Consider the following 15,091-nt stretch of genomic DNA (forward strand, 5'->3'; position numbering starts at 1 on the left):
TGCAGCATTAATTCTATCTATTCTTGAAAATGACATGCAACAACACCCCGAAAAACTACAGCCGCTTACAGCAAGTATGCGAAGAAGTGCTGAAAGTTTAGTTGAAAGTGTAGAAATTGATTTTGGTGCTCAGTTATTAGACGAAGATGAATAAACTTGTCTAAAACTAATCCGATTGTTGGGTTGAATGGAAACATGTGGTTCCAGCCGAGAGCTTTGGTCGTGCTTTTAGTGAATGGCGTGATGGTCATAACGAATGTGTAAATAACAAAGGAAAGCCGTTTAAGGGAAGAAAATGTGCTGAGAAGATGAATAAGGAGTATCGATATATGCAGGCTGATATGCACAATCTTTTTCCTGCTATTGGTGCTGTCAATGTACTACGTAGTAACTACAACTTTACTATGCTGCCTGCTGCAAAGTCTGATTTTGGTAGTTCCGACATGCGTATAGATGCTCGCAAGGCACAGCCTCCTATAGCAGCTAGTGGCACTATTGCTGGAACATACATGCATATGGAATAGACTTATCCTAAATACAAAATGAGTAAGCAACAAAGTCAATTAATGCAAGTTTGGGACAAACAAGATCCTGTTACTCGATGGGAATGTAAACGTTCTAAACGTATTGAAAGCTTCAAGGCAATGCAAATAAGATTGTAGATAGTCGCTGTGAATCTATTCAATAGTGAATTACCTGTTAAGTAGACTGCTGTATTTCATCTTATTGCAGTGCTTATACAGACTGGACACAGATAGATATGTTCTCGTTATAAATTGATACAAACGTGACTAAATATGCAGTGTTTACAGCATATTCTACGTTTTATGTCTTTCTCTCACGATTACATGCAGAACGAGCTAATAAAGCGCTAGAACTCGTAAAAAGTTCACTTTAATACATATTAAAGTGAACTTTTATTTGAAGATGAATATTTAAGACTTAATTGAAAGCTTCTATTAGGTGAAAGTTAATCAAATTGTTCTAGGAATCGTTCTTGTGCTTCTATACTCGCTTCTATTAATAGAGTTAGAGAATGAGTCATGGCAGGATGTTTACTTAAACAACAATTTTCTTTTATTTTATCTGTCAGGTGTAGAATAAACTCAATAGGGCTATCTGAAACACATACATCACTTATTAGCTTTTGTTTATTCTCCGTAAGTTGAATTATAAGGGTAAGGTTAGTTTCAATATTTTTATTAACAGAAAGTTCCAAAAGTGCTGCATATATTGTTATACGCCTAACATAGTTAATTTCAATAGAAGTATCAGAATAACGTATCCATAGTGGGTTATTGATCAAGTTGATCCAGCCCTGTATTTCATTATTCAGATAATCAAAGTGTTCATTGATTTTGATTATCTTGGAAAGATGATATTCATTTTCATGCTGTTCTTGTGAAAAAAAGTCTGCATCAAAAAGATCTTTTATTTCCTCTGATACGTAGGGGGTTAAATTGGTAAAATGGTTGCTTATTTTGTTTAGTAATGGACTTATCCGAGCATAAAATATGGTCACTTTTGACTGAAAGTTGTCTATTTTTGCTTGTTCGTATTGAGCGGAAATCAGTGTATTCATCAGTTCAAAATAAGAATCATCACCAATATATTTACAATAAAAGTATTCAACGAAAGGCAAAGAAAAAAACTCCAGAGTTCCCTTTTTATAAACATTAAAATCGTAATGTATGTTGCTTGCTCTCTTTTTTAGTTCCGCAATCACAACATCAGTTGAATAAAGTGACATCAAGGATAACAAATATAAATCATGCTTTGGGTTCATATGGCTATAGCCATATAGAAAGCAGTATCCATTTTCATCTATACTTAAAAAAGACTCAATTATTTCATTTATGGATGTTTTTCTTTCCTCATAGTCCTTGCTAGAAATGTTCTCTAAAAGAATAAAAAATAATTTTGCTCGACTGAATTCTATATCTGAAAATCTAGAATTATTAAGATTTGGTACATAATTTTTGTTACCATTAAGCGGACGATAATCATGTTGTGGCCAATTCAAAAGCCCATCAATTGCATTTTCAATTAGTAATGAATGCAACTGTGAAACATCCTCTTGGGTTAGGTCTATAGAGTCATTTAGCCAGTGCTCTTCTGAGCTAATTGGATTTAAGATATATCCTCCATAGTCATTTTGAGCATGTAACGAATGTAAAGTTTTCTTACTTCGAACCAATTTTTTGTGATAAATCAATGCGAGAGTTGCTTGAGCAATGCCATTTTTAGTATTTAATTCAATAGCTCTGTCAAATTCTACAATTGCCTCATCGATTTCACCTATGAGAAACAACTTTTCACCCAAGCGTTGATATGTTGTGTTGTCCGCTTGCTGATTATCAATGTCCTCTTGCAAGGAAATAATGTCACTCCAAATGCCTATCGAATACCTGTCTTTTAAATCAGATAGTGGATACTGATTTGGTACAGCGTTAATCATTTCTCGAAGAGATTGCTTTTCAATATCAATTGATGAATCTATGAGTACAGCAGATGCAAACATAGGTATCTCAGTTAAACTTCTTTGCGTTTTCGCTAGGTTGCGTTCAAACTTCTGTTTTTGTTCAATCAATGAGTCCTTCAGTGCGCTACGATTCTTAGGGCTTTTTAGTATCCTGAGCGGCGTATATGAATTTTTCTCTCCTGTCTTTGCTTTACCAAATACAGAATGAAAAGGCATTAAAATCGCTAGATTGTCGACGAAGATTTTGCTTTCACTGGTAACGCAAAACTTTTCAGGACGCCCGTCAGCCCTAGTAAACGTATTAATTTCTTCAGTAATATATTTATTGAAATCTTCTTTTTCTTTAATAATGTCACGAATCTTATTAGCCAAAATCGCGTAGTCTCGATACCCTAGGTTTTTAACCATATCGGTTAGGGCAATGCTTTGTATTTTTTTTGACACTAAAATTCCCTCATACTCATAAAAATAATTATGATTAACAACCTGTTATCCATTTACTTTCTTTAATCTTTTGATTTGTTTTATATAGCACTCGTGGTTGCAGACGAATGATGAGCTATTCGTAGATAAAATTAGTCGATAACCCCGAGATAATTTGACTGAGTAATAGTGTTTTAAAATACGAATTTTTCGCTTGTTATCACCTATTATGCCATGTTGAATTATACTCTTTGCTTTATCTGTTATGTGATTAGGTGAAAATCCTATAATTGTTAGTTGTTTCATTTTTTCTCCAAAGATTAAGTAAACAAATTGATTTTCAACCTTACCAATTTGGTAGCATAGAGTTTAATTCTGAAGTTATTATTCATTTACGTAGCATATAGGTATACGATTATTCACATGTAAGATCATAAAATGCTAAAAAGCGTTTTAGAGCATTGGATAATAATTAATATAAATTGCTGGTTATACAAGGAGGTAAGTACATGGCACGTATATACGACTCGGAAAAAAATTCATATTTCATGCTTCAGGTATGTATCCGCGAACCAAAGAAGAAGTGGTAGCTATGGGACTTGCGGGAAATCGTAACGAAGAAATGCGAGGAATGACTATTGCTGCTTTTCGGATCTCTCAAAATGAATCAGACATTGATGATAGGTTTATGAATGGTAAGTTGCTTTCCTTCCTTGTAAGTGATTCAGCAATCAAGCATTGGAAAAGCGAGGGGCGACTTGCTGATGGGGAAAATGGTATATACCTAACGGTAGAAGGGTTATCAGAGTGTACAAAAAGTCTAAAGGGGGAAACTCGTGGTTATAATGTTTCCGAAAAAAAAGTCGATGAATGGGTTCAGAGAATGCTCTCTGGTGATCGAGTCACGACCGAAACTTATGAGATACATCAAAGCAGTGCCGTTCAAGGTAGATTTCCAAAAAGAGAAATAGATCAGTATGTTTTAGCGTGCATTTTAAGCAGAAGAGGCCAATCTACTTTTAGGACTGAACTTCTTCATGCATATGATGTAAAATGTGCAATCACTAAGTGTTCAACTGAGGCAGCACTTGAAGCTGCTCACATTATTCCTCACTCATTGGAACAATCGTACAGCATAAATAATGGTATTTTGTTGCGTGCAGATATCCATACTTTATTTGATTTATTTTTTATCTCAATAAATCCTGAAACAGGCAAAGTGGTTATCGCACCAGAATGTAATCCATCATATAAGCAATATGAAGGATGCTCTGTATCTTTTCCCTCAAAATTATGTGATTCCCCAGATCCTTCATCACTAATGATTCACTACAAAGAGTGTATTAGAAGACATGATCACAGTAAATAAATATTTCAGCAACCCATTATTATTTGTATTAAAGGTTGTTCTGGTCTGTAAAAATTGACCAGCTTGATAGAAACTCTATGCTAAAGTTGCACTTTAATAACTATTAAAGAGTACTTTTAGAGCTGAAGCGATAAGATTACACATCATTATGATGAACTCTATCAATATCAGTTTAAGCTGCTGATGGTAAATAAAAAGTGTTTATAAGTCTCAGGCCTTCCCACCTCTATATTGGAACGACTCTATAATCGTGACCAATTTAATTTGACCACTACAACGACTAGTCGTTAAATATGTTTGCGCAACTCTCGGGAATGCGAATGCAGGCTTTTGGGATGGTGATTCGTTTGCCGTTATTACAGATACATTGGTTTATAACGGCTGCTTTCGAACCCAACAAAAAATGGTATCTGGGGCTAGCTCGATAAAGGTAGCACTGGGTGAGTTACCAGTAGATCATCTAGGCTTAAGCCGAGCTCAGCAGCTGGGCTTTCAAAGCCAGGCATACAGCAAGCTCTGATTGGCTATGATGACGCTTTAGCAAACTCTTGCGCCCTAGCGATCACAACTTAGGTGCGAAGTACAGTCACTGACTTTCGGCTTGGATACCGCTTGTTATGCAGGGGGTTGCCATCAGCATCAAACACATTGCTAATGGTAAAAGATGATCCTGATGGGCGAGAAATGATGAGTATAAAACCTCCTTGTTGAAAGAAACCTAGCAAGAGAAGTATAGACCTAAAATGCAGTTATGAATTCGGGGGAAAGTAGCGCCTGTACCGATCAGTACTAACACAAATCTGCCCCAAAACGATTTTGAACGCAACTTATTGAACCGTTAAGTTTTGCTAAGCTGACCTAATTTTAGTAATGACACAAAGTGTACTCTATTGCAGTTACAGTTCAATTCAAGAGAGATATAATGGGAAAGGCAAAAGAGGGTGACGATGAGTTTATCCATAATATAGCAGTGTTATCAAGGTCCGTGGTGTAATGGCACCAGCTTGTCTTTGCCCCTTTAACATCGCGTATATGAACCAGCATTATCGCAGCATCAATATCACCAACTTGAAAGAGAAGCCTTCAAAGAGGCGTAACGCCATACTTCCTATAAAAGTTATTTTTTGCATAAGCTATATATTGAAAATTACACTTGAGAGGGTTGAGCTTCAAAAGCATTATTGTTAAGTTATCGAAATGAAATATATTCCAACTCTTACATTCTTCTTCTGGTGGCGCTCTAATTAGAGCGGCACAGAATTCTTACATTCTTAAGCTGCTGGAAGGTAGCTAAGACGGTAATTTCTTTAGTATCTCCAGTAGTGATTTATTTTAACTAGGAGATATACCCGTGAACTCAAAGCAAGATTCAGATAAGCCAGAAATTATTTTAACAGGCGATAGAGCTACAGGCCCATTGCATTTAGGTCATTATGTCGGTTCTTTAAAGCAGCGTGTAGCTTTACAGGCAATTCATGAACAAACTATTCTTGTTGCTGATATGCAAGGTCTTACTGATAATGCTCATAATCCGAAAAAAGTATCATCCAATATTCTAAATGTCGTTGCAGATTATCTAGCAGTCGGCATCAACCCTTCTATAACAACGATTTGCCTTCAATCAAAACTACCCGCCCTTGCTGAATTAACTATGTATTACAGCAATCTTGTATCAATCAGTCGCTTAGAGCGAAATCCAACTGTTAAAAGTGAGATTCAACACAAAGGGTTTGAACGTTCGATTCCTGCTGGTTTTTTAACATACCCAATATCTCAAGCTGCTGATATAACGGGTTTTAGCGCAACATTAGTTCCTGTTGGGGATGATCAATTACCAATGCTCGAACAAACTAATGAGATAGTGAGAAAAGTTAACTCACTAGCAGGACGTATTGTTTTGAATGAATGTCGACCCTTATTAAGTAATGCATCACGTTTACCAAGTACTGATGGGAAAAATAAGATGTCTAAGTCGATAGGCAACGCCATTAATCTTGGGGCTACCGAAAAAGAGATCTCCGCAGCGGTAAAATCTATGTATACCGACCCTAATCACCTAAGGGTTGAAGAACCTGGCAATGTCGAAGGAAATATTGTTTTTACTTATCTTGATGCTTTTCATCCAGATGAAAACTATATCAGCCAACTAAAAGAGCACTATCAACGGGGAGGGCTTGGTGATGGTACAACTAAAAAAATATTGGAAGAATGTTTACAGGAGATGCTCCGACCAATAAGAGTGAGAAGATCTGAGTTTTTAAGTGATAAGGCTCAACTAATTGATATTTTAATAAAAGGAAGTCAAGTATCTAGAGATAAAACAGAAAAAGTACTTTTTGATGTTAAAGATATCTTTGGACTTAATCTTTTTTGAATAACTTGTTTTCAACAGCTAGCTTCTAGACAAATAATTGGCAGAAGGCCTCGAAGCTGTTGTGCGTTCATACTAAAGTTTGATCATTTATATTATAGTTTGATGTTTTTTTGGACTTTTGGTGAGGAAACGGGTTAATGCCCCATTTCTATTTAGAGTTAATACTCATTCACAGACCTAGTACTAATTCCATTTAATTCTGACTGTTTAAAAACTTATAGCCGAGAGGAAGTCGTTCTTTGAAAGTATTAATAAAGACCGATGAGCTACCATTGGAATGGTAGCTCAATCGATCATAACTAAATTGAAATGGTACTAGTAATCCGTGTTTGACCAAAATATCTTAATGAATCAATATGTACCTAGTTGATTTATTGTAAAATTGGTCTGCATCTACTGATTTGACCGCTATCTTAACCTCGATAGTAGTGTTTCATTCTTAAATGCAACTACGACCTTCTAAGGACAGAGTATGCTCAGTGAAATCCAAATCAATACACCAGTTGCTACTTATCTGAGAGAAGCAAGACTCAGTGATCTTCGTCGTATTAATTATATATTTGGTGCGAACGGAACAGGCAAGACCACAATCAGTCGTGTCATTGCTCAAGTTGAAGGGCATAAGCATTGCCCATTAACATGGCAAGGTGGGGTAGAACTAAAATGCATGGTATATAACCGAGATTTCGTTGAACAGAATTTTAACCAAGACAACCCCCTTCAAGGCGTTTTTACCTTGGGTGAGAATCAAGTGGAAGCTGAGCGTGAGATCGCAGACCTGCAACCCGAAATAGAAAAAGTGAATGGTCAAATATCAAGCCTTAAAAATCAATTGAATGGTGAGGGTGGTCAATACGGTAAGTGCAAAGAGTTGATAGACCTTAAACCAGTGCTTAGGGATAAATGCTGGAAGCAAAAACAATTGCATGATGAATATTTTCAGGAAGCTTTTGCTGGTGCCAGAAATAATGCTGAACGATTCAAAGACAAGGTTTTGGCTGAACAAGAATCGAACACGGCTGAATTGTATTCGTTGGATACACTAAAAGTAAGAGCTGAAACGGTTTTTTCAAACAATATTGAGCGAACTACGCAACTGGAACAAATCTCAGCCGATTCTCTTGTAGCTATGGAGGGAGATGCTTTACTGCAAAAAGTGATCGTTGGTAATCAGGATGTTGATATAGCAGCTCTCATTGAACGCTTGGGAAATAGTGATTGGGTAAAACAAGGGCGTCAATATCATGGACAACAGCCGGATATATGCCCCTTCTGTCAGCAATCTACGGATAAGGAATTTGCAGATAACCTAGCGGCATTTTTTAGCGAAGCCTACGACAAAGATATAGAATCGTTGAAGTTGTTACAGTCAAGCTATCAGACCGCAAGTGACAAACTACTCGTCATTATCCAGAACAGTGTGATGATTAATAACCAATTTTTGGAAAGTGGGTTATTCAACGCGGAAGTACAGGTGCTTACTGAAAGGTTAAAAAGTAACCGATTCAAGTTAGATAAAAAGATTGATGAACCTAGCAAAAAAATTGAATTGGAGTCAATTGAGCCGTTGTTAAAACAGTTAAATAGCTTAGTGATTTCAGCCAATGACGCAACTAAAGAACACAACCAAACTGTGGAAAATATAGCCGCGGAGAAACGAAATTTGATTGCTCAGGTTTGGTGCTATGTACTGAATGAGTTAGCTGATGATTTACAAGAATATGAACAGAAAAAATCTAACCTAACGCGAGTTATCGAAGGTATGCAGCAGAGTCTTGTTGATAAAAATAACCAGCTTCGTAGATTCACGGAACAGGTCAAGGAACTTGAAAAAAAGACCACATCTATTCAACCAACTATTACAGCTATCAATGATCTATTAAAGAAATTCGGGTTTAACTCCTTCACTATAGGTGAAGCTAATGAAGGCCGCCATTATAAGATTATCCGCGAAAATGGAGATGATGCCAGCAAATCACTGAGTGAAGGCGAAAAAACGTTTATCACCTTTTTGTACTTTTACTATCTCATCAAAGGAGCCCAGACACCTTCTGGTATAACTATGAATCGGGTAGTTGTGTTTGACGACCCGATATCGTCGTTAGATAGTGATATTCTCTACATCGTTAGTAGCTTGATTAGGGGCGTTATGGAAGAGACAAGAAGCCAGAGTTCACAGATCAAGCAGGTATTTATGCTGACTCATAATGTCTATTTTCATAAAGAGATCAGCTTTAACAGAAAAAGACCTGCTGATGGCGCACTTAACGAAGAGAGTTTTTGGTTGGTAAAGAAGCTAGAATATGGATCAGCTGTTGAACGATGTGAGACTAACCCAATTCGATCTGCCTATGAACTGCTGTGGGAGGATGTGAAGTCAGAAAATATTACCAGCGTCAGCCTGCAAAATACATTACGCCGCATATTGGAAAACTACTTCACAATGTGGGGCGGTATGGGAAAAGATGAAATTTGTGCACTCTTTGACGGGCGTGATAAGTTGATTTGTCAGTCTCTGTTTTCATGGGTCAATGATGGATCTCATTCTATTCATGACGACCTTTATGTCAATCATGGTGAGCGAAGCAATAAGGCATATCTTCGCGTTTTTCAAAGCATATTCAACAAAGCAGAACAAGCAGGTCACTACAACATGATGATGGGGATAAGGTGATGTTTAATTGCTGCTCAAATGAAACCGTCCAACACCGAGCTAGTTGAATTGACTAGTAAATAAGATTTGTTCCTTTTGCGTTAGCAAAAGTAAATTAGGCAACTCTCACTGCGAGAGTTCTCGACAGGTTTGATCTTAAAAAAACAATGGTTTATGTGTTTTTTTGCGATGAGTAGATGCATGAAAAATCCCAAAGTAGTGGGGTATTCCCCCACTTTTGGCTCTAATGAATTGTTAAGTTTCGTCTAGAAGGATGAGTATGATTCGAGTAAAAAAACCTCAAAATTTGTCTCTTATAAATGCATTAAATTTCTGTAATCGTTTATGGGATTTAGATCACTCCGATGAATACGAATTTGATTTTGTTAATCTTGGGTTAGTAGAACCATTTACAATGGCATATGTAGCTAATGAATTAAAACGATTTAGGGAGACCAAACCTGAAAGTAAGTTTAAGGCTTTAAATCATCAAAATAAATCATTCGTATAGACACAAGTAAAATATATTCGTATAGCGAAATGCTTACCCAATATCGAGACGAAGGTTATCAGGCCGCTAAGAGGTTTTCAGGTAAAGATGCAATTGAACCATCTATAGCATCCACTATGCTAGCTAGGGACTTCAAAGAAAATTAGCACATATGAGCTTTTTTCAGGTCAATAGGCAATAGCATTTTTTGCTGCGTCAGTACCTAATTATCTCGCACACCAAAGCCGTCTACTTCGTTTCCCCCTATCTAAAGTTATTCGAAGATGACGAATTAGACTGAACACTTACAAACCTATAAGCAACGAGTTGCTTTAAAAAAAGATGAGAAAGCCTAATATGAACTCTACTAAAGACACTTATATCACGCTCGCAACATTTTTGGCCTTCGTTATTGCTTTCTACTTCCTAGGGTTTTGGCTGATATTTAGAATGGGACAAGCAACGCCCCTTATGTTGTCAGTAGGCGCTGCTACGATTTTAACTTGTTTAGTTAGAAAGAAGAGCTTATCTGAACTAGGTTGGAAATGGGGAAGTTGGAAAGTGCAATGGAAAAGCTATCTGATACCTTTTGCTATTGCGTCAGTGGCTTATTTACTTATTTGGTCTTTTGGGGGCGGTGACTTATACAACAGTGAATTCTTAGCGGACAAAAAGCAAAGCTATAACTTAAGCGAATGGAATGATTTAAGTATATTTCTTTTTCATTTGTTTTTAGTCGCGTGTATCAGCTTCATAATGTCAATTCCGTCTATTTTAGGAGAAGAAATTGGATGGAGAGGGCTATTAGTTCCTGAGCTTTCTAAAATCACATCATTTACTGGGGTCGTGTTAGTGAGTGGCATACTCTGGTCTGCGTTTCATTGGCCGTTGATCTTTTTAGGATTGTATGGGAATAGCGATACATCGATTTACTATCAACTATTTTTCTTTACGTTATTCATTACTTCGACCGGAACTATCATGGCTTATATCCGGTTAAAAACAGACAGTGTCTGGACAGCCGTTATGTACCATGGGGCTTCTAATATATTTATTCAAAAAGTATTTACGCCTATTACCATTACAAACGAAAACTCAAGTTATTACATTGATGAATTCGGAGCGGTATTAGCGTTGGTAGCCACAGTTGTCGCGTTTGCCTATTGGAGGAAAGGTGTAAAGGAGTTTTCTTCATTAGCCCAAAAAACCTAAAACCCTGTTGAGGGATATAAGCAGCAAAAGCATCAATTAAATAAACTCAAAATATTATTCGGTTTTTTCTTTAAACTCCAGTTATATTCAATAATACACGAGCCACAACAGGGTTTACGGGTAATACAGGTGTAACGGCCGTGCAGAATTAGCCAATGGTGCACATCCACTTTAAATTCCGCTGGGACGACTTTTAATAGTTTTTGTTCAACCTGATCGACATTCTTACCCATTGCGAACTTGGTACGGTTAGATACCCGATAAATATGGGTGTCCACCGCAATGGAAGGCCAGCCAAAGGATAATAAAACTAGATGTAAGCGCGTTAACTCATAAACATTCTAAATCAACACAAAAATAACGATGACAGATTGTGACCTCCTGTGACAAGATAACCTGATAAAATGTCAGGTTTCTTTGACATTGCCACTGAGTAAATGTAAGGTATGCTTGATACAATGTAGTTTGGTCATGGCACTCGAAAATCCAGTTGAATTTAATTTAAAGTTAAATAGAGAATTAATATGAGTAATGTATTGGAGAAAAATGAAAAGAAATTCACAGTAAAATTTCTTTTATGTATAGCAATGTTTTTAGGTGTTCTTGCTCTATCTGTAGTGTTAAATGAAAATAATGATCTATCTACAATTAGCAAAGGGCTTCTCGCCATGTTGCCTGTGGTTCCTATCATTTTTTTATTATATGTAGTGGTAAACCAATATCGGTCGTTTGATGAATATATTCAAAGAGTGATGGGAGAGAGTTTACTTTGGGCAGTAGGAGTCGTTGGGTGTATAGCTATGGCTTACGGTTTATTAGGTGAAATGGTTGATGTCCCAACCCTTAACCCGGCCTTTATGTTGCCAGCCATCGCAGTAGTCTTTGGTATAGCGCAATATATCCAACTGAAAGGTGAAACCTATGAAGAGTAGGTTAAGGGTTCTCCGAGCAGAGAATGGTTGGTCTCAAGCGACTTTAGCTGAAAAGTTAGAAGTATCTCGACAAGCGGTTAACGCAATAGAAACAGGTAAGCATGATCCTTCGTTAACCCTTGCCTTTTCAATTGCTGAAGTTTTTGGAAAAAGAATTGAAGAAATTTTTTTCCCTAACGAGCTGTAAATTAAATTTTATTATCTGTACAGAGTTTTTCGCTTAGTTTTTCCACTAAGCGACGTGTTATTCTGTTTGTAGTGGATTACTTAAACTGGCCACTTGCTTGTAGGTGATACTCGTACTTTGTCATAGCTGAGGTTATCCGAAATATGGAAACTTTAAGAATTTCGTAACTCGTTTTTGTCCAGAAATAAGTTAGAACATCTAAGTCAGTGGTCAGTATTTATTGACCACGACAGTAATATATAAAATTGTTAGTTAGTCGAACATTGAGGTATCCTAAAACTCTTAGTTGTAACCATTAAACCATTGTAGAAATTCTGTTGCGTAAAGAGGTTTAGAATACAAGTATCCTTGAGCTTCATCACATTGATTTGCTGATAAAATACTCGCCGAAGCACAGTCTTCAACACCTTCTGCAATGGCTTTGAGGTTAAAGCTATGTGCTAGGGCGATTATTGATTGGACTATTGCTTTATCATTAGGATTATTTGCTATGCCTTTAACAAAAGATTGATCTATTTTTAGTTTATCAACAGCGAAGCGTTTCAAGTAGGCCATATTTGAGTAGCCTGTTCCAAAATCATCTATTGAGAACTTGATTCCCAGAGTTTTGAGTTGAGCCATGATTTTCATTACTCGCTCGGAGTCTTGTAGTAACATCGATTCGGTGAGTTCTAGTTCTAGTTCATGGGCGGGTAAACCAGAGGATTCCAAAGCTTGGCGAACTTCAGCTACAAGATCTCCTTGTCTAAATTGAACTGCAGAACAATTCACTGCTACAACTAGGTTAGCTACTCCTTGTTGCTTCCATTGCATAGCTTGTTTACATACTTCCTGTAACAGCCAATTACTGATGGGAATGATCATGCCATTCGACTCAGCCGCTGGAATAAACTCTGCCGGTGAGATTAATCCTTCTTTTGGATGGTTCCAGCGTAATAAAGCTTCTACTCCTATTAGTTTACCAGTCTTCAAATCTAATTGTGGTTGATATTGAATAAAAAGCTGATTTTTACTTATAGCTTCTCGCAACTCAGTTTGGATCATCAATAATCTTAACCCCTGTTTCCCCATGCTGTTATGATAGAATCGATAAGTATTTCGGCCATCTTCTTTAGCTTTATATAACGCCATATCAGAAGCTTTTAGCAAGGATTCAAAATCTGTACCATGTTGTATATATGTAGATATTCCAATCGAAGATGTTACTGAAATCTGCTGGCTTTCAAGTTGTATAGGTTGTTGGATTTCAGCTATCATGTCAGATAGTAGTCTTTTTAACTGCTTATGACTGCAACTAACGAGCATTAGATATTCATCACCACCTAAACGTGAGAGAATACAACTTTTAGTTTTAAATGATAATAATCTCTTTGCTATAACATGTAGAACAGAATCTCCAGCATAATGTCCTAATGAATCATTAATCGTTTTGAAATGGTCTAAATCTAAATATAGTAAAAAAACATTTTCTCCCTTTTTATCTGCAATTAACTGATCAAAGTTATCTCTCAATAACCAGCGATTTGGGAGCCCGGTTAAAGCATCATGATAAGCCATGTAACGAATTTGCTTTTCCTGATATTTCCGTTCGGAAATATCTTGCAAGGTAACAACCGCTCCAATTAGTTTTTTATTTTTAACATTGGGGTAAGCCCTAATTTCTACAGGTGTTTTTTTATTTAAAGTATCTGTAATGAAATTATCTTCACAATGAAAGTTTAAATTTTTACGAATATGGCATAGTAACTTACTTAGTATATCGGTTTGGGAACCATTCACGTCAATAAAATGGATGTTCAAAGGATTGGATGTAAGATCTATATTATTGTCACAACCTAATAATTGGGCACAGCTTTTATTATGAAAGGTACATTCACCCCTTAAATTAACACCAAAAATAGGGTGTCCAACAGAGTTGAGTAATAATCTGATATATTCTTCTTTTGATTCATATGCTTCTGTTGAGCATTTTCCATCATAGAATAAGTTGCTTAATCTATGTATAAGGATAAAAATAATACAAATGAAAAAACACAAAACACCCGTTAATTGTGAATTTAAATACCATTCAGCCATGAGATCTTTAGTGGCAAAACCAGTCACTAACACAAGAGGATATAGACCCACTCTTTTATATCCATATAGCCGTGATTCCCTATTTTCTTCAGAGAACATAAATTGCACTCCTTCATTAGACCCTTCTTCTAACTGTTTATCTATAACGTCTGGTTCAAAGTATGATGGTAAAGTGCTCAGTTGTGGTTGTTGTACGATCATTGCCGATGGATTAATAAGTCTTAAAGCAAGAACGCCAGCGTTACCTAGTTCCACCTCAGAAAACAGTATTTGAATAGTCTTCAATGATACAGATGTAGAAATCCAACCTTTATGCTCACTTTTTGAATTGAACAATGGAACAGCTAGTACTAGTATATTATCTTTAGTACTTTTAAAGATAATTTCGTTTAGTCTCATCTTGTCAACCGACTTGGCAATTAATGGAGCATCATATTTATCTATTATCTTGATTCTTGAAAGTTTATCGAAATGTTTTTTCAAATCCTCAATGTTTTTTTCGATGTTTTCTTTTTCTTTTGGTAAATCATCTATCAGATAAGGGTCAATCATTAGAGATAGAGTGTTTAATTGATTTTGTATTGGCTTCAATAGTTCATAATTTAATCTTGATTCTAAAGTTAAATTAATGCTTTGCAAATTAGTGCTTGCCTGTTGATATTTTTGGATGTATGTAATGGCTATGTAAATGCTGAATAAGAGAGTTACGCTAAAACATAAGATTATATCTACTATTACTGGATTAAGTTTTAAATTTACAAGATAACTTTTCACTTTCATTTTTTTATCCTTCGGTTTTAATTCGGTTTCAATCGGTAATGTATCCAGTTGACTTTATTTTTTATTATTATTGAGAACTGTCTCCATACAAAATTCTTAGTCAGGTTTTCTTG

The 15,091-nt window shown here is 36.2% G+C and carries 8 protein-coding genes and 2 pseudogenes; 7 read left to right on the top strand and 3 right to left on the bottom strand.

The features are described from left to right. Positions 1-182 precede the first annotated feature (182 nt). A pseudogene (locus tag IEY40_RS01960) lies at positions 183-688 on the top strand (endonuclease); the annotation flags it as partial. Between the two features lie 282 nt (positions 689-970). Here IEY40_RS01960 and IEY40_RS01965 read toward each other — a convergent pair. Next, the gene (locus IEY40_RS01965; RefSeq protein ID WP_188952819.1) at positions 971-2,926 is read right to left on the bottom strand and encodes a tetratricopeptide repeat protein; all 1,956 of its coding nucleotides are present in this window, start codon (positions 2,924-2,926) and stop codon (positions 971-973) included. 538 nt (positions 2,927-3,464) lie between these two features. Between IEY40_RS01965 and IEY40_RS01970 the strand changes: the two genes are divergently transcribed. From IEY40_RS01970 to IEY40_RS01985, 4 genes are all read left to right on the top strand, one after another. Further along, positions 3,465-4,274 (top strand): HNH endonuclease, encoded by an 810-nt coding sequence (locus tag IEY40_RS01970; protein ID WP_188952820.1) that lies wholly within the window; start codon positions 3,465-3,467, stop codon positions 4,272-4,274. Between the two features lie 1,351 nt (positions 4,275-5,625). Next, positions 5,626-6,648: a tryptophan--tRNA ligase gene (gene trpS, locus IEY40_RS01975; RefSeq protein WP_188952822.1), complete on the top strand. Its 1,023-nt coding sequence runs from the start codon at positions 5,626-5,628 to the stop codon at positions 6,646-6,648. Positions 6,649-7,120: 472 nt separating this feature from the next. Continuing rightward, complete coding sequence (locus IEY40_RS01980; RefSeq protein ID WP_188952824.1) at positions 7,121-9,322, top strand: AAA family ATPase; 2,202 nt, start codon at positions 7,121-7,123, stop codon at positions 9,320-9,322. Positions 9,323-10,148: 826 nt separating this feature from the next. After that, positions 10,149-11,003: a CPBP family intramembrane glutamic endopeptidase gene (locus tag IEY40_RS01985; RefSeq protein ID WP_188952826.1), complete on the top strand. Its 855-nt coding sequence runs from the start codon at positions 10,149-10,151 to the stop codon at positions 11,001-11,003. Between the two features lie 54 nt (positions 11,004-11,057). Here the strand turns inward: IEY40_RS01985 and IEY40_RS01990 are convergent. Next, positions 11,058-11,305: pseudogene (locus tag IEY40_RS01990) on the bottom strand (endonuclease III); the annotation flags it as partial. Between the two features lie 222 nt (positions 11,306-11,527). Between IEY40_RS01990 and IEY40_RS01995 the strand changes: the two are divergent. Beyond that, entirely contained in the window at positions 11,528-11,935 is a 408-nt protein-coding gene (locus IEY40_RS01995; protein WP_188952828.1) for a hypothetical protein, read from the top strand. Further along, positions 11,925-12,122 carry a helix-turn-helix transcriptional regulator gene (locus IEY40_RS02000; protein WP_188952830.1) on the top strand — a complete coding sequence of 66 codons (198 nt, stop codon included), beginning with the start codon at positions 11,925-11,927 and terminating at the stop codon, positions 12,120-12,122. The genes IEY40_RS01995 and IEY40_RS02000 overlap by 11 nt, the downstream gene beginning before the upstream one ends. Before the next feature lie 282 nt (positions 12,123-12,404). Here the strand turns inward: IEY40_RS02000 and IEY40_RS02005 are convergent, their stop codons facing one another. Beyond that, on the bottom strand, positions 12,405-14,978 hold the full coding sequence (locus IEY40_RS02005) for an EAL domain-containing protein (protein WP_188952832.1): 2,574 nt from the start codon (positions 14,976-14,978) through the stop codon (positions 12,405-12,407). Positions 14,979-15,091: the final 113 nt, after the last annotated feature.

The sequence above is a fragment of the Shewanella ulleungensis genome, from assembly GCF_014648315.1.
GTDB classification, from domain to species: domain Bacteria; phylum Pseudomonadota; class Gammaproteobacteria; order Enterobacterales; family Shewanellaceae; genus Shewanella; species Shewanella ulleungensis.